This window comes from Bradyrhizobium sp. Ai1a-2 (genome assembly GCF_000426245.1).
Classification (GTDB): domain Bacteria; phylum Pseudomonadota; class Alphaproteobacteria; order Rhizobiales; family Xanthobacteraceae; genus Bradyrhizobium.
The window spans coordinates 9,241-31,447 of sequence record NZ_KE384513.1 but is presented as its reverse complement, the minus strand read 5'-3'; the positions used below and the strand labels follow the sequence as shown (position 1 = coordinate 31,447).

The following is a 22,207-nucleotide window of genomic DNA, read 5'->3' as shown; positions in this document are numbered from 1 at the left end:
CTAGACTTGCGCTTCTGCTTTCGCATCTGGACCACTTCGACCTATGCGTGGCTCCGTCCCCACCACTAGCCGGTGAATGTTGGCACGATGGCGAACAATCACGTAGATGCCGCCTCCGATTACCAGCAACCGGTAGGGCAGCGGTTGCGCGAAACCGCAGACGAGAACGATTGCTGTCAACGCCGCGAGTAGCGAGCTAAGGGAAACAATCCGAGCAATAGCCAGCACGATGCCGAAGACCGTTGCAGTGCCGAATCCCACTGGCCACGACATCGCCAACAACACACCCAGTCCGGTCGCGGCGGATTTGCCGCCCGTAAAGTTCAACCAAATCGAGCGGCTATGCCCGAACAGCACGGCAATTCCGGCCAGGCAAACAGCCCATGGCACCCAGATTTGCAAATCAAACGCTGTCGGCGGCGTCGGAGATAACTCGGCATAGAGCCAAGGGCAGAACGAGCGGGCAACGATGATGGCGCCGACGCCCTTGAGCACATCGGCGACGAGCACCACCAGTGCAGGCCATTTGCCGAGGGTCCGCAATACATTCGTAGCGCCGGTGGCTTTGGAGCCATGCTCTCGAATATCAATGCCCTTGAGGAGCTTCCCTGCCAGATAGCCCGTGGGCGTAGAACCGAGAAGATAGGCGATCACCAATCCAACCGCGCCCGTTGTCCAGAAAGCCATGGGTTTATTTCCAGTTGCCCGATCCGAATTGCTCGGCGCCTCGTTCGGCTAGTTTGTGAACCAGATCACATGCCCGTCCTGCGATCAAATGTAACGTTCGGGGGAGGGCGCAGGCTGAATTCGATCGACATCGCTAACGCATCAAGCGCCAACGGCACCTCGGGTTGCCGGTCCATTCGTAATGGAGAGGGCATGACCGGTTCATCGGTAGCAAAGCAGCTCGTCGACGCCATCATTGCCAATTTGCCGGAGCCTGCCCCCGGGCTAAGGCCGGTGCACACCATGGGCGTAGGCGTGGACGGCTATTTCATGGCTTCAGATGTGGCGCGCAACTATTGCATCGCAGAGCACTTCAGGGGACACCGCGTTGAGGTGTCGGTGAGATTCTCCAACGGATTTGGCGGGCCGAAGCAGCATGATGGATGGTCCGATGTCCGGGGAATGGCGACACGCTTCCACCTGCAGGGCGGCGTGAAGGACGGACCGGCAACCGACCTGATCGCTACGACGCTCGGCGAATTCTTCGCCCGCAATGTTGAGGACTTTTTCGAGTTCACCAAGATCGCGAGGCAGCATCCGGTTCAAAGAGAATCCCCGTGGCGGAAGATTCTCGACATGCTGCAGCTCAAGGAGCCTGTTCGCGACCCATACCCGAAGGAAACGACGAATACCGATGCGGGGGCACTCAGTTATGCCAATCGGTACCGGTTCGCCCAGCTGGCAGTCTTCGAGGCCGCGCAGATCGGCGCTCCGGTAAGCTATACCCGCGCGACCTATCACGCCATCCACACCTTCATGGTGGAAGATCCCCATGGCGTGCGTCGCCCCGTTCGCTTTTCCTGGCAGCCGGTCGCAGGCGTTCGTACGACAGATCCCACTGCCACGCCGGTCGATAAATATCTGCGCCATGAACTCGAAGAGCGCCTGCGGCGATGGCCGGCCCGGTTCATGCTGATGATGACAATCGGCGAAGCGGGCGACGCGCTCGACGATCCCACAAAGCCTTGGTCGGCCAGGCGGGTCCGGGTCGTCATGGGCACCCTTACGCTCACCAATCTCGCCAAGGATCAGGTCGCGGACGGCGAACGCATCAGTTTCAATCCCTGGCGTCTCGTGCCCGGCATCGAGCCCTCCGGCGATCCGATCCTCCACGCCCGCCGGTGCGCTTATGAAGTCTCGCGTGAAATGCGCGGCGGGTGCCCCTTCATTCGGAGTCAAGCTGATGCCAAGTGACGAGAGTTGGTTAGATCGGTTTGTGAGCGGGTTGCCCGAGACGCGCGTATTCCAGCGCTTGGCGTCGTGGCTCCTGGTGCCTTATTGGGCGTGGCGCACTCCGGTGAAGCCGCTGCCCGGTGGTCCCCACCCATCAATTCAGCCTGGCGACAATATCCAGTGCATGATGAACCTGATCATGCCGCTGAAGGACAAGTCGCCGATCGGCCGAGCAAAAGCGGCGCTGGCGATCGCGCAAAACAAGGATGCGATATATGCCGGATTGGACAATGTCGGCACGGTGCACTTTGCGCGCTTCGTCATCGTCGGCGACAATATTTGCATGTTCTCCGTCTACGACGGAGACTTCACCAACTACATTCGTGACTTCATCGCTACGATCGGCGGCGTGTTCAACGCCGTGGTTAAACTTGTCGAAGGAGGGGACGCGGTGACTCCCTGCGAGCACAATGTCGAGGCGTTCATCCAATGGGTGCATGAGCGCGACCTGTACCAGGTGCCGGACACCGCCACCGATCTTCTGAGAGACCAGGAAGCTTTGAACGGCGACAAGGCCTCATTCGGTCATGACGATCTGCGCCTGCTTCCTCGGAAAGTGGTCCTCCAGCTCCGTGCCAACGCGAATGTTTCGCTCGGCAGCGGCTACCGGGCCTATCCCGGATTTTCAGCGGCTCAGGTCCGCAACCAACTGGGGATAGGCTGGTGAGCACTGTATTCGACGCCGCTGATGTGCAGGGCAATATTTTGCGGGGCTATCGCAAGCCTCGCGTGCGGTACCTCATTCTTGAAGTCGCCGATCGCATGGCGGCCCGGCGCTGGTTCGCCGCCTCGACAACCGGGCGCGACGATGTTCCGCAGATCACCACCGGGAATTGGGGGAGAACCAAGCCGGAGACCTGCTTCAACATTGGCTTGACCTACGAGGGACTGCGCGCCCTCGGCACGCCGGGTTCTTCACTTGCAACGTTCCCGAACGAATTCATCGAAGGCATGAACGCCCGCGCCTTGAAGCTCGGAGACGTCGGGCCGAGCGCGCCGGAAACCTGGCCAGATCCCTTCGGTGATCCCAGGCGGATTCATCTCATTGCGACGATCTATGCCGACGAGGTCGCGCAGCTGGACCAGGTCCAGCAGCGCGCCCTCACCGACGGAGAGGCCTTCAAGCTGCTCGGCGCCCTTGAGGGCTGCAGTTTCCCCAAGGACGCCGTTCACTTCGGCTATCGTGACAACATCATGCAACCGAGATTCGCGGAGGTTCATGACGGACAACGCTATGAAGACGGACAACCCAAAGCCCCACTCGGCACCGTGCTGCTGGGACATCCGACCAACTTCGAAGGTCTGAGGTGGCGGGTGCCTCAACCCGAAGCATTGGGACACAACGGCACCTTCAACGCCTTTCGCGTGCTGGAACAGGATGTGGTCGGCTTCGAGGAGTATCTTGATCAGGCCGCGTCGGATTTGCTGACACGCCCGCAAATCGACGAGTTGCTGCCGCCCGGTGCTGAAGAGAAAATCGGCCAAGCCTTGTCAATCGAAGGCCTGTCACGCCACGCCGCCTTGCGCGAGGTCGTCGCCGCCCATTTGTGCGGCCGGTGGCGCGATGGCACGCCGATGGCACTGTCCCCGGATGCGCCTGATCCCAAAGTGGATCAGGCGAACTTTGACTACGTTGGCAACTCCCGCTGCCCCTTTGGGGCGCATATCCGGCGGTGCAACCCGCGGGGCGGCCAGATCGTGCAACGGGTGGCGAACAACAGTCGGCGTCTTGTTCGGCGTGGGATGCCCTATGGACCACTCTATGATCCGGCGAAGCCTCGCGATCCGACCAAACCCGAACCGGAACGGGGCCTGCTCGGTAACTTCATTGGGGCGAGTCTCGGCGCACAGTTCGAGGCGATGTCCTGTGACTGGCTGAATCTTGGCCTGCAGGATCCACGCATCACCGGCTCCAACGATCCGATCACAGGCGCGAATGATCCTGGCACCAGCTGGTTCGACTTGCCGCTCAAATCCGGCACGACGATCCGGCTGCGGGGATTGCCGCGATTCGTCCGGACTCGCGGCGGCGCCTATGCGTTCATGCCGAGCATTCCGGCGATCCGTTTTCTGGGATCGCTGATGGCGTGAGTCCCCAAACGGGCTCGGGATTATTCGGGCGGCTCTTGTAGGGGCGAGTTTCGCATTTGGGTCAAGAACGGCCAATAGCGACACGTTCTGTCGCAATCCTCACGCACGCTTACTTGAGATAGCTGATTTTCCTTTCTTCTCAGACTCGTGGAGCGTCTGCCGAGCGGAAGGTTGCCAACGTAACGCGTCTTCCCGGTCACGACATCATGTCGTAGCGCGCGCCATCCATACACGGGGGTGCACGACCAAGGCCATCATATGGGATGATGGCTCTGCCCGGCGAAAGGAAAATTCATGACTGCACGAACAACGATGATGGTATTGGCAACGGCCCTACTTGCCGGGTCTCTGATTGCGACGGGGGCACAGGCGCGCGGCGGCGGACACGGGGGCGGTGGACACGGAGGCGGCGGCTTCGGCGGAGGTCACATAGGAGGTTTTGGCCGAAGTCATTTTGGTGGAGGTCACTATGGCTATGGCTATGGCCGAGGTCACTACGGATATGGAGGACATCGTTATGGCTTTGGCTATGGAAGACATTATTTCGGTGGCGGCTATTACGGCTACGGCCTTGGTTGCCGGCATTACACGCCATACGGATGGTCGTACTCCTGCATCTACTGAATGGTAAACCGGTTGGGAAGCCGCCACGCGGTTTCAAAATTAAGGGACTCACCTGGCGAGCAGTTCAGTCTTCCAGGTGAGCCACCCGAGGGTTTGCACCAGGCGAAGTTGTTGCGACCTTGTCGGACCTGGGTGCCAGCCAATTCGCATTTGCGTGGTTCGTCCACCGCATCTCACCGCAACGTTCGTGAGCTTGGGAGCAAGCCGCGCGATGATGGGTTTCGCTGCGCTCTACCCATCCTACGGGTCCTGCCTTTGGCGCGAGCCGCTCAGCCCTTGCGGAGAAACACGTAGTCCGCGGAATAGGGCGCGCTGTGGGTCGTGCCGGCCTTGCCGCATGCGCCTTGGAGCACGCCGCCCGCGGTGTTGATCCGCTGCACCGTCGTAACGCCGGACAGCGTACCGCTGCCGCGCCGCGAAATCACCTCGAGCTTGAGCCAGGGAATGTCGTTCGGTGTCGCGCCCGGCGCATTGCCGGACGGCCTGCCGAGCACGACGCTGCCGTCGACGTGCTCCCAGTTCGGTCCGGCATAGTGGCGGCCGACGGTCTTGCCGTCGGCCATCAGCGTCGCGATCGGTTCGCGAAAGGCCCAGGCCAGCTTGCCTTCGAGGCCAGCCTTGCACTCGTAGACCTGCGCGCCTTCGGCGTGAACGCTCAGCACCACTGCCTCTCCCGGCGCGGCAATCGCGTCGGGGAGGGGTGTTTCCGCACGCACGCTGACCAGCGTGCTCGACAGCACAAGCAATGCGAATGCGGTTTTCCCGGGGAGTGGCATGGTGCAGTCTCCATACATATTCCCCCCGGGAAGAGCGAAGCCCGGGAAGGCGGCTTAGGCCGCCATCGCCTTGTTGAGGTTCTCGGCGACCTTCTCGAGGAAGCCGGTGGTGGAGAGCCAGCGCTGGTCGGCACCGACCAGGAGTGCGAGGTCCTTGGTCATGTAGCCGTCCTCGACGGTCTGGACGCAGACCTTCTCCAAGGTGTCGGCGAATTTCGCAAGCTCGGGATTGTTGTCGAGCTTGGCGCGGTGGGCGAGGCCCCGCGTCCAGGCGAAGATCGAGGCGATCGAGTTGGTCGAGGTCTCCTTGCCCTTCTGGTGTTCGCGGTAGTGCCGGGTCACCGTACCGTGGGCAGCCTCGGCTTCCACGGTCTTGCCGTCCGGGGTGAGCAGCACCGAGGTCATCAGGCCCAGCGAACCATAGCCCTGCGCCACGGTGTCGGACTGGACGTCGCCGTCATAGTTCTTGCAGGCCCAGACATAGCCGCCGGACCATTTCAGCGCCGAGGCCACCATGTCGTCGATCAGGCGGTGCTCGTAGGTCAGCCCCTTGGCCTCGAACTCCTTCTTGAATTCGCGGTCGTAGATGTCCTGGAAGATGTCCTTGAAGCGGCCGTCATAGACCTTGAGGATGGTGTTCTTGGTCGAGAGATAGACCGGGTAGCCGCGCATCAGGCCGTAGTTGAGGGAGGCGCGGGCGAAGTCGATGATGGAGTCGTCGAGGTTGTACATCTCCATCGCGACGCCGGCGCCGGGCGTCTTGAACACTTCCTTCTCGATCACCGTGCCGTCCTCGCCGACGAATTTCAGCGACAGGGTGCCCTTGCCGGGGAACTTGATGTCGGTGGCGCGGTACTGGTCGCCATACGCGTGGCGGCCGATGATGATCGGCTTGGTCCAGCCCGGAACCAGCCGCGGCACGTTCCTGCAGATGATCGGCTCGCGGAAAATCACGCCGCCCAGGATGTTACGGATGGTGCCGTTCGGCGACTTCCACATTTCCTTGAGGTTGAATTCCTTCACCCGGGCCTCGTCCGGGGTGATGGTGGCGCACTTGACGCCAACGCCGACCTTCTTGATCGCTTCCGCCGCGTCGATCGTGACCTGGTCGTTGGTCTTGTCGCGATACTCGATCCCCAGGTCGTAATACAAAAGCTGAACATCAAGGAACGGGTGGATCAGCTTGTCCTTGATGTATTTCCAGATGATCCGGGTCATCTCGTCGCCATCGAGTTCGACGACGGGGTTGGTCACCTTGATTTTTGCCATGGGAATAGGGCCTCTTGGGGGAACAGCGCGCTTTCGGGCGCGACTAGCGGACTATCCTCGGGCCTATAGCACCGGGAAAGCGCCGGCGGAAGCCAAGGGGTTATGCAGTTTCGGCTCATCCTTTAGCCGAGAATGCCGCCATTATGTCTCATGCTTCAGGCGGCAGCGAAAGGGAGCAGTGGGGTTGCGATGCCTTGAGTCTCAGGTTTCGGATAAAGATTCAAAAACAGCCGCAAGTCCATTATTCCGCTTGAGAAATTTGCGCCCGCGGGGCAATCCGGCCGGGCCAAGAGACCTAGCAGTCTGATTCAACTCCTTCAGGACCTGAATCAGATTGTTCAAACGTTGAATCAGGAAGCGAAGTTCAGGATGTCCGGCACCGACAAGACCAAGACCGGCCACGACCTCAGGGGTCCCGTGGTGATCCTGGTCGAGCCGCAGCTTGGCGAGAACATCGGGATGGCTGCGCGCGCGATGGGCAATTTCGCGCTGTCGCGGCTCCGGCTGGTCAATCCTCGCGACGGCTGGCCGAACGTCGCCGCGCAGCGTGCTGCCGCGGGCGCAGACCATATTCTCGACGGGGTCGAGCTGTTCGTCACCGTGGAGCAGGCGGTCGCCGATCTCGACCTTCTCTATGCCACCACCGCCCGTGCGCATGACCAGGCCAAGCCGGTGGTCGGGCCGGAGGCGGCCGCGCGCGAGATCGTGACGCATGTGGCCGATGGTGGCGGGGCCGGCATCCTGTTCGGCCGCGAGCGCGCCGGGCTGACCAACGAGGAGGTCGCGCTCGCCAATCGCATCGTCACCTTCCCGGTCAACCCGGGTTTCGCCTCGCTGAACCTGGCTCAGGCGGTGCTGCTGATGGGCTATGAGTGGTTCAAGTTCTCGACATTGGGCGAACTGCCGTTCGCGATGCCCGAGCGATCCGAGCGCGCTTCCCAGCATCAGGTTCAGGCGTTCTTCGACAATCTGGTCGCAGAGCTCGACAAGGTCGAGTTCCTGCGGCCGCGTGAGAAGCGCGACACCATGCTGGTCAATTTGCGCAACATCTTCACCCGGATGGAGCCGACCAAGCAGGACATGCATACCCTGCACGGGGTGATCATGGCGATCGCCGAGGGACGCAAGGGGCCGGCCAAGGGCGGCGTGCTCGACGGCGAGCAGGCGACCCGGCTGCGGGCGCTCCTCGCGGAGCAGGGGCACGGCGGCACCTCCGCCGATGCCAGCAGCACGGTGCGCGGGCTGGCGCGGCTGCTCCGGCGCAACCCGACCGATGCCGAGCGCATCCTGTGGCAGGCGCTGACCAAAGATCGCCGCTTCGCCGGCCTGTTCAAGCGCCAGACCCCGGTCGGGCGCCATATCCCCGATTTCGTCTCCTTCATCCACCGGCTCGCGATCGAGTTGGTAAACCCCGACGAGAGCGCGACGATCGCGGCCGACCGGGGCAGGCGGCGGGAGTGGCTGGAGGAGCGGGACTATCGCGTGTTCAATCTGCGCGCCGCGGACGTGGAGCGCGATCTGGCGGCGGAATTGGAGCGGCTGCAGATGGTGCTAGACGCGCACCCCCAGGACGGCGCGTAGGGCGACGGTCCACCCGGTTGCGGTCGTGAGTGGCGCCGGGCAGGCGGAGGTTCTCACACGGCCTCGAGCTCGGCTGCGCTGCCGGCCCGTTTCGGCTTCCTCGTCTTGGCCGGCGCAAGCAGGCTGCCTGCGGCGAGCGCTGCGGTGTCCGCCACGCCGGGGTCCCGCGAGACCATGGCGGCGACAATGGCGCCGTCGATCAGAAGCGCGAGTTGATGCGCAAGCACGGCCGGGTCGGAAGCGCCCATCTCGCCTGCAAGCTTTTCGATATGGGCGAGCACAACCTTCTTGTGGCGCAGCGCGATGGCGCGGAACTGCTTCTGGTCCTTGTCGTGTTCGGCGACTGCATTGATGAACGGGCAGCCGTAAAAGCGTTCCTCGCCGAACCAGGTCTTCAGCGCAGGAAATATCCGTGCAAGCTTGGTCTGCGCATCGCCGCCTCCAGCCTCGATCGCGCCGATGAACCATTCGCGCCACTGCCGGCCTTCCGCCTCCAGCACGGCGTGCACGAGATTGGTCTTCGAGCCGAACAATTTGTACAGCGTGGTCTTCGCCGTGCCGGCGGCATTGATGATCGCGTCGATGCCGGTAGCGTTGATGCCGTTCTTGCAGAACAGATAGGTCGCCGCGCTGAGCAGGCGCCCACGCGCGGATTCATCGTCGCCCGCGGCCGGAGCGGCGGGTGACTTCTTCTTCGAGACCGATTTGCTGCCCATGCGCGTCAGCTTAGTCGGAGCCCTACGCAATCATCAAGCCGCTTCTTCCCTGCGCTCAAAATAATCGCAAGCGCGCGGCGCCTGCGCGGTATTTGGGCAAAGACGGTCCTGATCAATTTCGATGCAGCAGCGCTAAGCGCTGAGAGAGTTTCAGCTTTTGCTTTCGGTGCGGTCTGGCACGCTTCGTGCAGGAAACAGACCGTTCGGTATCCTCACTCCCAGGGAGAGAAATTGATGACTGCGGTTGCTCAAAAGACAGTGCTGACGGGCTGCCTTGCCCCGATCGACCGAAATGGACTCGAACAGCTCATTGAAAGCGGCAAGGCCAACCCGAAGGTCATCAAGACCTTGAAGTGCAAGACCGTGGCCGAAGGCAAATTCCGCCACGCCAACTACATCCGCAACCTTGCCCCCTACATCGTCGACGAACCGCCGGGCCTGCTCGGCGACGACACAGCGCCCAATCCCTCCGAAGCGTCGCTCGCCGCGCTTGGCTCGTGCCTTGCGGTCGGCCTGCACGCCAATGCGGTGCATCGCGGCTGGACCGTCAACAAGCTCGAGCTGGAGCTCGAGGGCGACCTCAACATCACGGCAGTGTGGGGCACCGGCGACACCAGCGAGAAGCCGGTCGGCTTCACCGATGTCCGCGTCAAGGTCGACATGGAATGCGAGGGCGTCTCGAAGGAGGAGATCGATCAACTGGTTGCGCATGTGAAGAAATGGTCGCCGGTCGCCAATACGTTCACGCGGCCCGTCAATCTCGAAGTCAGCGCGTAGACGCAGCCGCAACAAGCCATCGGGGAGCGGAGGGACTCATGGGTACACTGGCTGCATCTCGGCTCGCGCTTGCAGAGGACCTGCCGGGAACGTCGATCGCCGACCAGGTCGCCACCATCGCGCGCAAGAACCTCGCCCCGATGGCAAGTGCCATCGATGCCGGCACGATCTATCCGGACGAATTGTTGCGCCGGCTCGGCGATGTCGGCGCCTGGGGCAGTCATCAGCCAAGCGATGGCGCAGCCGATCTTCGCTGCGCCATCCAGTCGATCGCTTCGCTCGGCGAAGTCTGCGGCGCCACCGCCTTCATGGCCTGGTGCCAGAACACGCTGGTCTGGTACGCGTCGAATTCCGACAACGAGAAGCTCGCGGAAAAATTCGGCGACAAATTCGCGACCGGCAGCATTCTCGGCGGCACCGGGCTCTCCAACCCGATGAAAAGCTTCTTCGGCATCGAGCGGCTGAAGCTGAAGGGGCGCAAGGTCGAAGGCGGCTACATCGTCAAGGGCGCGTTGCCCTGGGTCTCCAATCTCGGCCCCGACCATTATTTCGGCAGCATTTTCGAGCGCGAGGACGAGGAGGGCGGCACCGTCATGTTCCTCGCCGATTGCTCCGATCCCGCGATCACGTTGCAGCCGTGCAAGCCGTTTCTGGCGATGGATGGCACCGGCACCTTCGGCGTCCAGTTCCGCGACGTCTTCGTGCCGGATGAATTGATCCTCGCCGAGGTCGCGGCGCCGTTTGTGAAAAAGATCCGTGCCGGCTTCATCCTGCTGCAGGCCGGCATGGCGTTCGGCCTGATCCGCGACTGCATCGCAATCATGGACGAGGTCGGTGCGCCGCTTGGCCATGTCAACCGCTATCTGCCGCAGCAGCCGACGCAGTTTCGCGAGCTTTATGCCGAGTTCGAGAACGAAGCGATGGCGCTGGCGCGCGATCCCTTCAATGAGGATGACACCTACTGGCGGAAAGTGGTCGCGCTGCGGCTGCGACTAGGCGACGCCAGCGTCGCGGCCGCGCATGCGGCGATGCTGCATTGTGGCGCGCGCGGATATCTGAAGAGCCATCGCGCGCAGCGGCGGCTTCGCGAGGCCTATTTCGTCGCCATCGTCACCCCCGCCACCAAGCAGCTTCGCAAGATGCTGGCGGAGGCGTGAACGCAACTTTCGAAATCCACCCAGACTGCAACCACGAACAGGAGAGGCTGCCATGACGGACGTTCTGATTACTGCCGGCGAACTTGCCGAACTCTTGAAGACGGAGCCGTGTGTCGTGATCGACACCCGCAATCCCGAGGCCTACGCCGCGGGACATCTGCCGAACGCTGTCAACGTGCATGAGATCTTCACCTATCTGGCGACCTCGACGCCAGACGGCGTCCACGAGCTCAAGACCAAATTCGCCGATGCATTCGGCGCGGCCGGCCTGTCGGGCAGCGAAACCGCCGTCGTCTACGAGCAGTCGATGAGCTCCGGCTTCGGCCAGTCCTGCCGCGGCTATTACCTGCTCACCATGCTTGGCTATCCGAAGGTGAAGGTGCTGCATGGCGGCTACGATGCCTGGGTCGCCGCGGGTCTGCCTGTTACGACGGACGTGCCGTCGCCGGTGAAAGCCTCGTTCTCGATCGTGCCGGAGGCAGGCGAGATCCTGATCGACGCCAAGACGGTGCTGGCTGCGCTCGACAAGCCCGGTATCGCGATCCTCGACGTGCGCGACGTCGATGAATGGATCGGCGATAGCTCCTCGCCCTATGGCAAGGACTTCTGCCCGCGCAAGGGGCGCATCCCCGGCGCGGTCTGGCTCGAATGGTACCGGATGATGAAGCCGACGGCGGAAGGCCCGCGCTTCAAGTCGAGGGACGAGATCCTGGCGGAATGCGCCACTGTCGGCATCACCCAGAACACGCCGGTCTATCTCTACTGCTTCAAGGGCGCGCGGGCCTCGAACACCTTCCTCGCGTTGAAGAACGCCGGCGTGAAGGACGTGCGGATGTATTTCGGCTCCTGGAACGAATGGTCGCGCGACCCGTCGCTGCCGATCGAGGAGGGGCAGCCGACCGCGGCGGCGGAGCTGACCGGAAAAGCGGCATAGAACGTGCATGGTTTTTCACCGTCCGGCGCGCGCCGGGCGGTGACGCAATCTTCCGGAAGCGGCGGAACGGGACTTCGGCCGCTTCGGTGTGACAAAGGGGCGCAGCATGTCCACCTTCGATGACCCGTTCGATGCAAGCCGCAGGCTCAACCAGTCCGGTTGCGCGTGCGGTCAGCATCGTTCCGCCGCCGAGCACGATGCGGCCGGGCCGACGTTCCGTTGCGAGCCGGCCGAGAGCGAGGAGAAACGTTACGAGGGCGTGGTCGCTTCCGCGCTGATGCGCGCGGTGTTTCCGCAGGACATGGCGCGCCGCACATTTCTGCAATCGGTCGGGGCCTCGACCGCGCTTGCGGCGCTGGCGCAGTTCTTCCCGATCAAGACCGCGACGGAAGTGTTCGCGCAAACCGCGGCGCCGGAGAAGAAGGACCTCAAGGTCGGCTTCATCCCGATCACCTGTGCAACCCCGATCATCATGGCCGCGCCGCTCGGCTTCTATGCCAAGCAAGGCCTCAACGTCGAGGTCGTCAAGACGGCCGGCTGGGCCGTCATTCGCGACAAGACCATCAACAAGGAATACGACGCCTCGCATATGCTGGCACCGATGCCGATCGCGATTTCGCTCGGGCTCGGCGCCAATGCGATACCTTTTGCCGTCCCTGCGATCGAGAACATCAATGGGCAGGGCATCACGCTTGCGATGAAGCACAAGGACAAGCGCGATCCGAAGGACTGGAAGGGCATGAAGCTCGCCATTCCCTTCGACTATTCCATGCACAATTATCTCTTGCGCTATTACCTCGCCGAGCACGGGCTCGACCCTGACACCGATGTGCAACTCCGCGCGGTGCCGCCGCCGGAAATGGTCGCCAATCTTCGAGCGGACAACATCGACGGCTTCCTCGCGCCAGACAACATCTGCCAGCGCGCGATCTATGATGGCGTCGGCTTCATGCACATCCTGTCCAAGGAGATCTGGGACGGGCATCCCTGCTGCAGCTTTGCGGCCAGCAAGGAATTCATCACGAACTCGCCGAATTCGTTCGCCGCTTTGACCCGCGCGATCGTGGACGCGACCGCCTATGCGTCGAAAGCCGAAAACCGCAAGCAGATCGCGGAAGCGATCGCACCGGCCAACTACATCAATGCGCCGGTGACGGTGCTCGAGCAAGTGCTCACCGGCACGTATGCCGACGGGCTCGGCGGCGTGAAGACTGACCCCAAGCGTGTCGACTTTGATCCGTTCCCCTGGCAGTCGTTTGCGGTGTGGATGCTGACCCAGATGAAGCGCTGGGGGCAGATCAAGGGCGACGTCGACTACAAGGCGATCGCCGAGCAGGTCTATCTCGCCACCGACACCGGCAAGGTGATGGCCGAGATGGGGCTGACGCCACCGACGACCGCCTACAAATCCTTCTCGGTGATGGGCAAGCCATTCGATCCGGCGAAGCCCGACGACTATCTCGCCAGCTTCAAGATCAGGAAGTCGTCGTGACGGCACGTCCGGATACAGGGAGAGGGCGATGACCTTCTCCCTCCGCCTGCGCGCGGCGATCGTTTCCGTCGTGCTGTTCGCGGCCTTCATCGGCGTCTGGCATCTTGCCACCCGCAGCGCCGGTCCGGCCACCAACATGAGCCCGGAATATGCGAAGCTGATGGGGCTCACGGCCACCCAAGGCAAATCGGCGATGCCGGGTCCGCTCGATGTCGGCGCCAAATTGTGGGAGCACTTGAGGCGGCCGTTCTACGACAACGGGCCCAACGACAAGGGGCTCGGCATCCAGCTCGCTTATTCGATCGGCCGCGTCGGGCTGGGCTATCTCATCGCGGTGCTGGTCGCGATCCCGCTCGGCTTCCTGGTCGGCATGTCGCCATTGATCAGCAAAGCGCTCGACCCGTTCATCCAGGTGCTGAAGCCGATCTCGCCACTCGCCTGGATGCCGCTCGCGCTCTACACCATCAAGGATTCCTCGATTTCAGCGATCTTCGTGATCTTCATCTGCTCGGTGTGGCCGATGCTGCTCAACACGGCGTTCGGCGTCGCCGGCGTGCGCAAGGAATGGATCAATGTCGCGCGCACGCTCGAGGTCGGCACCGTCAGGCGCGCCTTCACGGTGATCCTGCCGGCCGCGGCGCCGACGATCCTGACGGGCATGCGGATCTCGATCGGCATCGCCTGGCTCGTGATCGTCGCCGCCGAGATGCTCGTCGGCGGCACCGGCATCGGCTACTTCGTCTGGAACGAGTGGAACAACCTCTCGATCACCAATGTCATCATCGCGATCCTCCTGATCGGGATCGTCGGCATGCTGCTCGACCAGATCCTCGCGCGGTTCACGCGCATGGTCACGTTTCCGGAGTAGGGCGATGACCGACAAATTCATCTCCATCGAAGGCATCGCGCGGCGCTATCCGGGCGCGGGCGGCGGCACCACCACCGTGTTCGAGGATCTGTGGCTCTCGATGGCACGGGGCGAGTTCGGCTGCGTGATCGGCCATTCCGGCTGCGGCAAGACCACGGTGCTCAACATCCTCGCAGGCCTCGACGAGCCGAGCGAGGGCGCCGTGATCGTCGACGGGCAGGCGATCGAGGGCACGAGCCTCGATCGCGCCGTGATCTTCCAGAGCCACGCGCTGCTTCCCTGGCGCACCGTGCTCGGCAATGTCGCCTACGCCGTCAGCTCGAAATGGCGCAAATGGGATGGTGCGCGGGTCAAGGCGCACGCGCAGAAATTCATCGATCTCGTCGGCCTCACCGGTTCGGAGCACAAGCGTCCCTCCGAACTGTCCGGCGGCATGAAGCAGCGCGTTGGCATTGCCCGTGCGCTCTCGATCACGCCGAAGATCATGCTGATGGACGAGCCGTTCTCGGCCCTGGACGCGCTGACGCGCGGCACGCTGCAGGACGAGGTGCGGCGCATCTGCCTCGAGACCGGGCAGACCGCGTTCATGATCACCCACGATGTCGACGAAGCGATTTATCTTGCCGACAAGATCTTCCTGATGACCAACGGCCCGGGCGCGGTGCTGGCCGAAATCGTCGAAAATCCGCTGCCGAAGGACCGCGGCCGGATCGACCTGCACCGCCATCCCTATTACTACGCGCTCCGCAACCACATCATCGATTTCCTGGTCAGCCGCAGCAAGAGCTTTGCGGCGACAGCGACCGGTCACGACCCGCGCAACGTGCCGACGGTGCGGCCGGGCTTGCCTGAATTGGCGATCGCGTCGGAAGCCAAGCCGTCAACCCAGACGTCATGGCCGGGCCTGTCCCGGCCATCCACGTCCTCTTGAATTGCGCCAACCACGTGAATGCCCGGGACAAGCTCGGGAACGACAAAAGCAAGGAGAGCCCCATGAAACGTTCCGACCTCACCGAAAAGCTGCTCGACATCAAGCGCGAGAAGGAATGGAGCTGGAAATATATCTGCGAGAATATCGGTGGCTATTCCGAGGTGCTGATCGTCGGCGCGATCCTTGGCCAGATGAAGCTGACCAAGCCGCAAGCCGCGAATGCCGGAGAACTGTTCGGCCTGTCCAAATCCGAAATCGCGCTGCTGAACGAGACGCCGATGCGCGGGGAGGGCCTGCCGATGCCGCCGACCGATCCCTTGATCTATCGCTTTTACGAGCTCGTGATGGTCAATGGCCCGGCCTGGAAGGCGCTGATCGAGGAGGAGTTCGGCGACGGCATCATGTCCGCGATCGACTTCGACATGGCGATGGAGCGCCTGCCCAATCCCAAGGGCGACCGCGTCAAAATCACGATGTCCGGAAAATTCCTGCCGTTCAAATATTACGGCGCCAGCGGCAACGTACCGGAGTACGGATTCAAAGAAGGATAGAGCAACAATACGGCGGTTAACGCGGCATGAAGTGGCGCATCGATTTTTCGCGGCAACGGTTCGTCTTGTTGCAATCTAAGGTCGCTATAGACCGGCCCGTCACTTCAACCGCAAGGGTCCGCCATGATGTCGCCGTCGCGCCTTCTTCTTCCGGCAGGTATAGGCCTGCTGTTTCTGATCGCTCCTGCCTTCGCCCAGACGCCGGGTCAGCGGATCATGGCCGAGCAGCCCGGCAGTTCGCCGCGCCAGGAGGGAACGGTGCGGGTGCAGAGCTCGATCAGTTTCTTTATCGTCGGCCCCACCGGAGAGGGGGATGAGGCGCAGAAGCTGCGCGAACGCGCGCGCCGCACCGTCTATGAAATGGCGGCGCACGAATGCGATTTGCTGCGGGAGGTGCTGGCCAAGGACTGCCGGATGGAGTCGGTGAACAGTAGTATCAACATCAACCGGCAGTACGGTCAGCAGCAGGAAGGCTTCAACATCAACGGCTCGATGAGCCTTCAGATCACGTTGAAATAGCCCCGAATAGCGGGGGCTTATGCCCCCGCCTTCACCTGCGCCACGGCCTGGACCAGCAGTTCGTCCATTTTGGCGCGGATTTGACCCTCCGTGATGGCCTCGCCCTTCGCGGTCAGGTCCTTCAGGACCTTCTTCAGCACGTCATGGTCGCCGGCTTCCTCGAAGTCGGCGGCCACCACCTCCTTGGCATAGGTGTTGGCGGCATCGCCCGTGAGGCCAAGCTTTTCCGCCGCCCACATGCCCAGCAACCTGTTGCGGCGAGCCTCGGCCTTGAATTTCTGCTCCTCGTCGAGGGCGAATTTCTTCTCAAAACCTTCCTCGCGCTTGTCGAAAGTAGTCATAATTGGTTCCAATTCCAGCTGTCGGACGGGTGGAGCTCGCGTTGCGGCAGCCCCGGCGAATGCCTAATTAAAAGGGACGAATCGGCAAGACAAGGAGCCGTTAAGCCGCAGGCAGAATGGCAGATTTTTGGGTGGCAATCCAAGGCGGATAAGTCGCCCAAAAGGGTCCGGATCGATTGTGCTGGATGGGCCAATCGGATAGGTTGCCATACGGCTTGGTTCTTGTTCTGTTTTGGGTTCCAGGCTTCCGCGGCAGCTCCGTCGTGGGTCCTCGATCCCTTGTCAACCGGAGCACACCAGATTCATGGATTTCAACAAAACACGGTACATCCCAATGAGCCGTCGACGCCGCATTTATGAAGGCAAGGCCAAGGTCCTTTACGAAGGTCCCGAGCCCGGAACCCTCATCCAGCACTTCAAGGACGATGCGACCGCGTTCAATGCCAAGAAACACCAGGTGATCGAGGGCAAGGGCGTCCTCAACAACCGGATTTCGGAGTACCTGTTTCAGCACCTCAACGACATCGGGGTGCCGACCCACTTCATCCGCCGCCTCAACATGCGCGAGCAGCTGATTCGCGAGGTCGAGATCGTGCCGTTGGAGGTGGTGGTGCGGAACGTCGCCGCCGGCTCGCTGTCGCAGCGGCTCGGCATCGAGGAAGGTACGCAGTTGCCGCGCTCGATCATCGAATTCTACTACAAGAACGACCAGCTCAACGACCCCATGGTGTCGGAAGAGCACATCACCGCCTTCGGCTGGGCGACGCCGCAGGAGATCGACGACATCATGGCGCTCGCCATCCGCGTCAACGACTTCCTGACCGGGCTTTTCCTGGGGATTGGCATCCGCCTGGTCGACTTCAAGATGGAATGCGGGCGGCTGTTTGAGAACGAAATGATGCGGATCATCGTCGCTGACGAGATCTCGCCCGATTCGTGCCGGCTGTGGGACATCAAGTCGAACGAGAAGCTCGACAAGGACCGTTTCCGCCGCGATCTCGGCGGGCTGCTGGAAGCCTATACCGAGGTGGCAAAGCGGCTCGGCATCCTCATGGAGAACGAGCGGCCGGCCGGCTCCGGCCCGGTGCTGGTGAAGAGCTGAGAGGGGCAAGGTTTAAGTGAAGGCACGCGTCACCGTTACGTTGAAATCCGGCATCCTCGATCCCCAAGGCAAGGCGATCGAGGGCGCCCTGAAATCGCTCGGCGTCGACGGCGTCGCCAGCGTCCGCCAGGGCAAGGTGTTCGACATCGAGCTTGCCGGCTCCGACCGCGCCAAGGCGGAAGCCGCGCTGAAGGACGCGGCGGATAGGCTGCTCGCGAATACCGTGATCGAGAACTATGCTATCGAGATGAAGTCCTAAGGGTGAGCCAGATGGCCGACGTTACGGCTGAGCTAATGTTTGAGGCATTGAGAGCCATCCAAGCGCGGCTCGCCCAGGGTGATGGTAAGATCGACGAACTCAAGCAGGAAATGCAGGCGTCGCGCACGTCGCAGAACGGCATTCGTCACGAGATTACCGGCGTATTTCAGGAAATTTCGAGCATCCACGCGACACTGGTTCGGCACGAGCACCGTTTTGATCGTATCGAGGGTCGGCTAGAATTGAGCGACGCGCCTACGCCATGAAATCCGCCGTCCTCGTCTTCCCCGGCATCAATCGCGAGCGTGACATGGCGCGGGCGCTCAAGCTCATCTCGGGCCAGGAGCCAGCGATGGTCTGGCATGCCGAGACCGCGCTGCCTGCTGGCACCGACCTCGTCGTCGTGCCCGGCGGCTTCTCTTACGGCGACTATCTGCGGTGTGGCGCGATTGCGGCGCGGGCGCCGATCATGGATGCCGTGCGTGATTATGCGAGCAAAGGCGGTCTCGTGCTCGGCGTCTGCAACGGCTTTCAGATCCTCTGTGAATCGGGCCTGCTGCCGGGCGTATTGATGCGCAATGCGGGACTGAAGTTCATTTGCCACGACGTGCATCTGCGCGTCGAACGCTCCGATACGCCCTTCACCCGCGGCTACAATGCCGGCCAGGTGATCCGCGTGCCCGTCGCCCACGGCGAGGGCAATTACGAGGCGGATGAGGAGACGATCAGGCGGCTGGAAGGCGAGGGGCGGGTGCTCTATCGCTACTGCTCGCCGGAAGGCGTGGTCGACGAGCGCCACAACATCAACGGCGCCGCGCAATCGATCGCCGGCATCGTCAACAACGGCGGCAACGTGCTCGGCATGATGCCGCACCCGGAAAACCACGTCGAAGACATCATGGGCTGCACCGACGGTCGCGGCCTGTTCGCCGGTCTGGTTCAGCATCTGGAAAAGGCCGCGTGAAGGCTGTCGTCGCGAGGTGCCTCGCGGCGATTGCGGCGCTTTGGCTTGCGACGACGGCGTACGCCCAGGATTTCCCAAAGCATCCCATCACCATGATTGTGCCGTTCGCGGCCGGCGGCACGTCCGACGTGATCGCGCGCGTCGTTGCCGAGCAGATGAGCGCAGCGCTGGGGCAGCCGATCGTGATTGAGAATGTCGCAGGTGCGGGCGGCTCGACCGCTTTGGCCCGTGCCGCGCGTGCCGATCCGGACGGATACACGATCGCGATCGGAAATGCCGGCACCAGCGCCGCCAGCTACACGATCTATCCGAAACTGCCGTTCACGCCGGACTCCTTTGCGCCGATCGCAGTGGTCGCGAAGACCTTTGGCATCATTGCGTTACGCAAGGATTTTCCCGCCAAGGATCTGCAGGAGTTCATCGCTTACGCGAAGAAGAATCCCGGCAAGGTCAATCTTGGTCATGCCGGCGTCGGCTCGTCGAATTACCTGATCTGCAAAAGTTTCGTGAACGCTGCCGGCATCGACGTGACGCTGGTCGGCTATCGCGGCGCGTCACCGGCGCTGACGGACGCGATCGGCGGCCAGATCGATGGCGTCTGCGATGCGGCGGCCTCGGTGTCGCAGGCGATCAACGAGAAGCTGGTGCGGGGGCTCGTGGTCGGCTCGACCGTGCGGCTCGCGACGCTGCCTGATCTGCCGACCTCCGCGGAAGCAGGCCTGCCCGAATTCGAGGCGCAGGGCTGGAACGGTCTGTTCGCGCCGAAGGGCACGCCGCCCGAGATCATCGCCAAATTGAATGCCGCGGCGCGGACTGCCGTGGAGAGCGAGGCGGTGAAAAAGCGTTTCACTGACCTATCGACGGTTGAGCCTGACGCCAACGAGCATGCGGCGGACGTGCTGCAACAACTCGTCACGCGCGACGTCGAGAAATACAGAAAGTTGCTCGCCGACGACCAGAAATAGCCGGCCCCGCGCTAGAGCGTTTTCGAGCGAAGTGGACACCGGTTCGCGTGAAGAAAACGCGTCAAAACAAGAATCTAGAGCTTCGGTTCTGATTCGATCAGAACCGAAGCTCCAGTGGCCTGAAACTTGCCCGTACTTCCCCCGATCCAGGCACGGATCTTTCCGGACGGGAGGAGTTTTATGCTCATTCGCAAGGCTTGCTGCACGTTCACGCTCACCGCCGCGCTGCTTTCGTCGCACGCAGCAATGGCCGAAACGACGCTGCGCATCGGGATGACGGCGTCCGATATCCCCACGGCCACCGGGCTGCCGAACAACGGCTTCGAAGGAATGCGCTTTCTCGGCTACCCGATCTTCGAGGGATTGGTGCTGTGGGACTTGACCAGGACCGACAAATTGGCCGGGTTGCGTCCGGGGCTTGCGGAGAAATGGGAACAGGATCCCGAGGACAACAAGACCTGGATCTTCCATCTGCGCCATGGCGTGAAATTCCATGACGGCACGGATTTCAATGCCGATGCCGTGATCTGGAATCTCGAGCGCTACTTCAACAGTTCCAGCCCCCAATTCGAGCCCGCGAGTTCGGCGATGTCGCGAGCGCGCGTTCCCGTGATGGGCAGCTACAAGAAGATCAACGACTTCACGGTCGCGATCACCACGACCAAGCCGGCGTCCTATCTCCCCTACATGGCGGTCTACCTTTTGTTCACATCGCCGGCTTCGTTCGAAAAGGCGGGGCGGGATTGGGCCAAGGTCGCGACTTTGCCGGCCGCCGGTACCGGACCGTTCCGCATCACCAGGGTCGTGCCGCGACAGGAGGCGGATCTCGCGCGCTGGAATGGGTATTGGGACACGAGCAAGCTGGCGAAGGTCGACAATGTCGTGCTGATGCCGATCCCCGAAGCCAATTCGCGCTTGGCCGCACTTCGTTCCGGTCAGGTCGATTGGATCGAGGTGCCGCCGGCCGATGGCATCGACTCGCTGAAATCAGCCGGCTTTGCCATTACCACCGGCTCATATCCCCATGTCTGGCCGTGGTTCTACAATATCGGCGCGACCAACAGCCCCTTCAAAGACGTGAAGGTCCGCCAGGCCCTGAACTATTGCATCGACCGGGAAGGGCTCGTTGCGCTCCTCAACAGGACCGCGGAGCCTTCGGTAGGCTGGCTCAAGGCCAGCGACCCCGATTTCGGCTCGCCGGTCAACCGCTACAAGTTCGATCCCGCCAAGGGCAAGGCGCTGCTTGCTGAGGCCGGATACACGGCGGCGAAGCCATTGTCCTTCAAGATGCTGATCTCGAATTCCGGTTCGGGCCAGATGCTGCCTTTGCCGATGAACGAATTCCTGCAGCAAAACCTGAAAGAAGCCTGCGGTGTGAACGTGGCCTTCGACGTGATCGAGTGGCAGGTTCTTTTGACTGCCGCGCGGGCGACGCCCGATAGTCCCACGCTACAGGGCGCCATGGGGCTCAATATCTCTTCGCCGTCCTCCGATGCCGGCGTCATGGCGCGCTATTTCTCATCCGAGAATTTTTCGCCGAACGGATTCAATTTCGAGCAATGGAAGGACGCCGAGTTCGACGATGCGCTCAAGACGATCTCCGAGTCCACCGATCCCAAGGTGATCGCGGCTGCCTATCGCAAGGCGCATGAACGTCTCGTCGATAACCCTCCGTGGCTCTACATCGTGCACGATCTCAACCCGCGCGCGATGAGCCCGAAGGTCAAGGGATTCGTCTCGCCGCAGTCGTGGTTCGTCGATCTGACCTTGGTCAGCCTGCAATAGTGCGCTTTCGGGCTTCTCAGCCCTCAGCGGCGCCCGCAGCCAGTTCAGGGCGCCGTCATTCCGGGGCGCGCCCCTTGGCGCGAGCCCGGAATCCATTTCTCAGCCTGCGCATGTGGCCCAATGGATTCCGCCCTCGCGCTTCGCGCGCCCCGGAATGATAGCCTCCGTCATTGCGAGCGGAGCGAAGCAATCCACGCCTCCGCTTGCGGCGCTATGGATTGCTTCGCTCCGCTCGCAATGACGATGTGGAGACAACGGGTGCGACAAATCAACCCGACGGGCAAATCAGCCAAAAGGCTGTCCAGCCCTCGCGCGAAAAACATTCCGCTTCCGTCGTCGGGCAAATCAGTGATTTAACTCCGCGCGTCTCACCCGAATGAGGGGCGGGTCGCGATCGTCACGAACGTTGCGGTGAGATGCGGTGGACGCGATGCGTGTGACTGACGAGCAGACGCATCACGGACGGCGAAGTCGTGTGGTCCCGGCGCCCCGACGCTGGCGCTAAGTCCTGGGGGATGGAAACATCCCTAAGGGTGACGGTGGCAA

Annotated in this window: 24 protein-coding genes; 19 read left to right on the top strand and 5 right to left on the bottom strand. The window is 62.2% G+C overall.

Annotated elements, in window-relative coordinates; all coding sequences use genetic code 11:
- Positions 1-687: a glycerol-3-phosphate 1-O-acyltransferase PlsY gene (gene plsY / locus K288_RS0143720; protein WP_027584912.1), complete on the bottom strand. Its 687-nt coding sequence runs from the start codon at positions 685-687 to the stop codon at positions 1-3.
- Between plsY and K288_RS0143715 the strand changes: the two genes are divergently transcribed.
- From K288_RS0143715 to K288_RS53395, 4 genes are all read left to right on the top strand, one after another.
- Complete coding sequence (locus K288_RS0143715; RefSeq protein WP_084800151.1) at positions 574-1,920, top strand: catalase; 1,347 nt, start codon at positions 574-576, stop codon at positions 1,918-1,920. The two genes, plsY and K288_RS0143715, sit on opposite strands and share 114 nt — an antisense overlap.
- Positions 1,910-2,626: a hypothetical protein gene (locus K288_RS0143710; protein ID WP_152535997.1), complete on the top strand. Its 717-nt coding sequence runs from the start codon at positions 1,910-1,912 to the stop codon at positions 2,624-2,626. Before K288_RS0143715 ends, K288_RS0143710 begins: the two co-directional genes overlap by 11 nt.
- On the top strand, positions 2,623-4,050 hold the full coding sequence (locus K288_RS0143705; RefSeq protein ID WP_027584909.1) for a hypothetical protein: 1,428 nt from the start codon (positions 2,623-2,625) through the stop codon (positions 4,048-4,050). The genes K288_RS0143710 and K288_RS0143705 overlap by 4 nt, the downstream gene beginning before the upstream one ends.
- Before the next feature lie 439 nt (positions 4,051-4,489).
- Positions 4,490-4,681, top strand: coding sequence for a hypothetical protein (locus tag K288_RS53395; RefSeq protein ID WP_027584908.1), 192 nt, complete (start codon positions 4,490-4,492; stop codon positions 4,679-4,681).
- Between the two features lie 262 nt (positions 4,682-4,943).
- Here K288_RS53395 and K288_RS0143695 read toward each other — a convergent pair whose 3' ends face one another.
- A complete protein-coding gene (locus K288_RS0143695) occupies positions 4,944-5,450 on the bottom strand; it encodes a DUF3455 domain-containing protein (protein ID WP_027584907.1) in 507 nt (168 codons plus the stop codon).
- Between the two features lie 54 nt (positions 5,451-5,504).
- On the bottom strand, positions 5,505-6,719 hold the full coding sequence (locus K288_RS0143690) for an NADP-dependent isocitrate dehydrogenase (RefSeq protein ID WP_027584906.1): 1,215 nt from the start codon (positions 6,717-6,719) through the stop codon (positions 5,505-5,507).
- A 369-nt stretch (positions 6,720-7,088) separates the two neighbouring features.
- Between K288_RS0143690 and K288_RS0143685 the strand changes: the two genes are divergently transcribed.
- Positions 7,089-8,300: a TrmJ/YjtD family RNA methyltransferase gene (locus K288_RS0143685; protein WP_027584905.1), complete on the top strand. Its 1,212-nt coding sequence runs from the start codon at positions 7,089-7,091 to the stop codon at positions 8,298-8,300.
- Positions 8,301-8,353: 53 nt separating this feature from the next.
- On the opposite strand, the gene K288_RS0143680 is transcribed toward K288_RS0143685, so the two are convergent.
- Positions 8,354-9,016 (bottom strand): TetR/AcrR family transcriptional regulator, encoded by a 663-nt coding sequence (locus K288_RS0143680; protein WP_027584904.1) that lies wholly within the window; start codon positions 9,014-9,016, stop codon positions 8,354-8,356.
- A gap of 234 nt (positions 9,017-9,250) precedes the next feature.
- Here K288_RS0143680 and K288_RS0143675 point away from each other — a divergent pair, with 234 nt between their 5' ends.
- From K288_RS0143675 to K288_RS55445, 8 genes are all read left to right on the top strand, one after another.
- Positions 9,251-9,793, top strand: coding sequence for an OsmC family protein (locus tag K288_RS0143675; protein ID WP_027584903.1), 543 nt, complete (start codon positions 9,251-9,253; stop codon positions 9,791-9,793).
- A gap of 38 nt (positions 9,794-9,831) precedes the next feature.
- A complete protein-coding gene (locus K288_RS0143670) occupies positions 9,832-10,950 on the top strand; it encodes an acyl-CoA dehydrogenase family protein (protein WP_027584902.1) in 1,119 nt (372 codons plus the stop codon).
- Between the two features lie 52 nt (positions 10,951-11,002).
- A complete protein-coding gene (locus K288_RS0143665) occupies positions 11,003-11,884 on the top strand; it encodes a sulfurtransferase (protein ID WP_027584901.1) in 882 nt (293 codons plus the stop codon).
- A 106-nt stretch (positions 11,885-11,990) separates the two neighbouring features.
- Positions 11,991-13,376: a CmpA/NrtA family ABC transporter substrate-binding protein gene (locus tag K288_RS0143660; RefSeq protein ID WP_027584900.1), complete on the top strand. Its 1,386-nt coding sequence runs from the start codon at positions 11,991-11,993 to the stop codon at positions 13,374-13,376.
- A gap of 28 nt (positions 13,377-13,404) precedes the next feature.
- Positions 13,405-14,244 (top strand): nitrate ABC transporter permease, encoded by an 840-nt coding sequence (gene ntrB / locus K288_RS0143655; protein ID WP_027584899.1) that lies wholly within the window; start codon positions 13,405-13,407, stop codon positions 14,242-14,244.
- Between the two features lie 4 nt (positions 14,245-14,248).
- A complete protein-coding gene (locus K288_RS0143650; protein WP_027584898.1) occupies positions 14,249-15,175 on the top strand; it encodes an ABC transporter ATP-binding protein in 927 nt (308 codons plus the stop codon).
- Between the two features lie 62 nt (positions 15,176-15,237).
- Positions 15,238-15,726 (top strand): cyanase, encoded by a 489-nt coding sequence (gene cynS / locus K288_RS49255; RefSeq protein WP_051335085.1) that lies wholly within the window; start codon positions 15,238-15,240, stop codon positions 15,724-15,726.
- 123 nt (positions 15,727-15,849) lie between these two features.
- Positions 15,850-16,245 carry a hypothetical protein gene (locus K288_RS55445; RefSeq protein WP_244443502.1) on the top strand — a complete coding sequence of 132 codons (396 nt, stop codon included), beginning with the start codon at positions 15,850-15,852 and terminating at the stop codon, positions 16,243-16,245.
- Positions 16,246-16,262: 17 nt separating this feature from the next.
- Here the strand turns inward: K288_RS55445 and K288_RS0143635 are convergent, their stop codons facing one another.
- Entirely contained in the window at positions 16,263-16,586 is a 324-nt protein-coding gene (locus tag K288_RS0143635) for a DUF1476 domain-containing protein (protein ID WP_027584896.1), read from the bottom strand.
- A 334-nt stretch (positions 16,587-16,920) separates the two neighbouring features.
- On the opposite strand from K288_RS0143635, the gene purC reads away from it, so the two are divergent.
- The 6 genes from purC (at position 16,921) to K288_RS0143605 (ending at position 21,661) form a co-directional block, all read left to right on the top strand.
- A complete protein-coding gene (gene purC, locus K288_RS0143630) occupies positions 16,921-17,688 on the top strand; it encodes a phosphoribosylaminoimidazolesuccinocarboxamide synthase (protein ID WP_008974302.1) in 768 nt (255 codons plus the stop codon).
- Between the two features lie 16 nt (positions 17,689-17,704).
- Positions 17,705-17,947: a phosphoribosylformylglycinamidine synthase subunit PurS gene (purS, locus tag K288_RS0143625; RefSeq protein WP_027584895.1), complete on the top strand. Its 243-nt coding sequence runs from the start codon at positions 17,705-17,707 to the stop codon at positions 17,945-17,947.
- A gap of 11 nt (positions 17,948-17,958) precedes the next feature.
- Complete coding sequence (locus tag K288_RS0143620) at positions 17,959-18,213, top strand: hypothetical protein (protein WP_027584894.1); 255 nt, start codon at positions 17,959-17,961, stop codon at positions 18,211-18,213.
- Positions 18,210-18,911: a phosphoribosylformylglycinamidine synthase subunit PurQ gene (purQ, locus tag K288_RS0143615; RefSeq protein WP_027584893.1), complete on the top strand. Its 702-nt coding sequence runs from the start codon at positions 18,210-18,212 to the stop codon at positions 18,909-18,911. The genes K288_RS0143620 and purQ overlap by 4 nt, the downstream gene beginning before the upstream one ends.
- Entirely contained in the window at positions 18,908-19,876 is a 969-nt protein-coding gene (locus tag K288_RS0143610; RefSeq protein ID WP_027584892.1) for a tripartite tricarboxylate transporter substrate binding protein BugD, read from the top strand. Before purQ ends, K288_RS0143610 begins: the two co-directional genes overlap by 4 nt.
- Positions 19,877-20,056: 180 nt before the next feature.
- On the top strand, positions 20,057-21,661 hold the full coding sequence (locus tag K288_RS0143605) for an ABC transporter substrate-binding protein (protein WP_027584891.1): 1,605 nt from the start codon (positions 20,057-20,059) through the stop codon (positions 21,659-21,661).
- Positions 21,662-22,207 lie beyond the last annotated feature (546 nt).

Bases quoted from the DNA above. Each gene is read 5' to 3' on its own strand.
- K288_RS0143680 (WP_027584904.1), bottom strand. From the start codon at position 9,016: ATGGGCAGCAAATCGGTCTCGAAGAAGAAGTCACCCGCCGCTCCGGCC.
- cynS (WP_051335085.1), top strand. From the start codon at position 15,238: ATGAAACGTTCCGACCTCACCGAAAAGCTGCTCGACATCAAGCGCGAG.
- purC (WP_008974302.1), top strand. From the start codon at position 16,921: ATGAGCCGTCGACGCCGCATTTATGAAGGCAAGGCCAAGGTCCTTTAC.
- K288_RS0143620 (WP_027584894.1), top strand. From the start codon at position 17,959: ATGGCCGACGTTACGGCTGAGCTAATGTTTGAGGCATTGAGAGCCATC.
- K288_RS55445 (WP_244443502.1), top strand. From the start codon at position 15,850: ATGATGTCGCCGTCGCGCCTTCTTCTTCCGGCAGGTATAGGCCTGCTG.
- K288_RS0143710 (WP_152535997.1), top strand. From the start codon at position 1,910: ATGCCAAGTGACGAGAGTTGGTTAGATCGGTTTGTGAGCGGGTTGCCC.
- K288_RS0143660 (WP_027584900.1), top strand. From the start codon at position 11,991: ATGTCCACCTTCGATGACCCGTTCGATGCAAGCCGCAGGCTCAACCAG.
- K288_RS0143690 (WP_027584906.1), bottom strand. From the start codon at position 6,719: ATGGCAAAAATCAAGGTGACCAACCCCGTCGTCGAACTCGATGGCGAC.
- ntrB (WP_027584899.1), top strand. From the start codon at position 13,405: ATGACCTTCTCCCTCCGCCTGCGCGCGGCGATCGTTTCCGTCGTGCTG.
- K288_RS0143695 (WP_027584907.1), bottom strand. From the start codon at position 5,450: ATGCCACTCCCCGGGAAAACCGCATTCGCATTGCTTGTGCTGTCGAGC.
- K288_RS0143665 (WP_027584901.1), top strand. From the start codon at position 11,003: ATGACGGACGTTCTGATTACTGCCGGCGAACTTGCCGAACTCTTGAAG.
- plsY (WP_027584912.1), bottom strand. From the start codon at position 687: ATGGCTTTCTGGACAACGGGCGCGGTTGGATTGGTGATCGCCTATCTT.
- K288_RS0143650 (WP_027584898.1), top strand. From the start codon at position 14,249: ATGACCGACAAATTCATCTCCATCGAAGGCATCGCGCGGCGCTATCCG.
- K288_RS0143605 (WP_027584891.1), top strand. From the start codon at position 20,057: ATGCTCATTCGCAAGGCTTGCTGCACGTTCACGCTCACCGCCGCGCTG.
- K288_RS0143675 (WP_027584903.1), top strand. From the start codon at position 9,251: ATGACTGCGGTTGCTCAAAAGACAGTGCTGACGGGCTGCCTTGCCCCG.
- K288_RS0143685 (WP_027584905.1), top strand. From the start codon at position 7,089: ATGTCCGGCACCGACAAGACCAAGACCGGCCACGACCTCAGGGGTCCC.
- K288_RS0143635 (WP_027584896.1), bottom strand. From the start codon at position 16,586: ATGACTACTTTCGACAAGCGCGAGGAAGGTTTTGAGAAGAAATTCGCC.
- purQ (WP_027584893.1), top strand. From the start codon at position 18,210: ATGAAATCCGCCGTCCTCGTCTTCCCCGGCATCAATCGCGAGCGTGAC.
- K288_RS0143670 (WP_027584902.1), top strand. From the start codon at position 9,832: ATGGGTACACTGGCTGCATCTCGGCTCGCGCTTGCAGAGGACCTGCCG.
- K288_RS0143715 (WP_084800151.1), top strand. From the start codon at position 574: ATGCTCTCGAATATCAATGCCCTTGAGGAGCTTCCCTGCCAGATAGCC.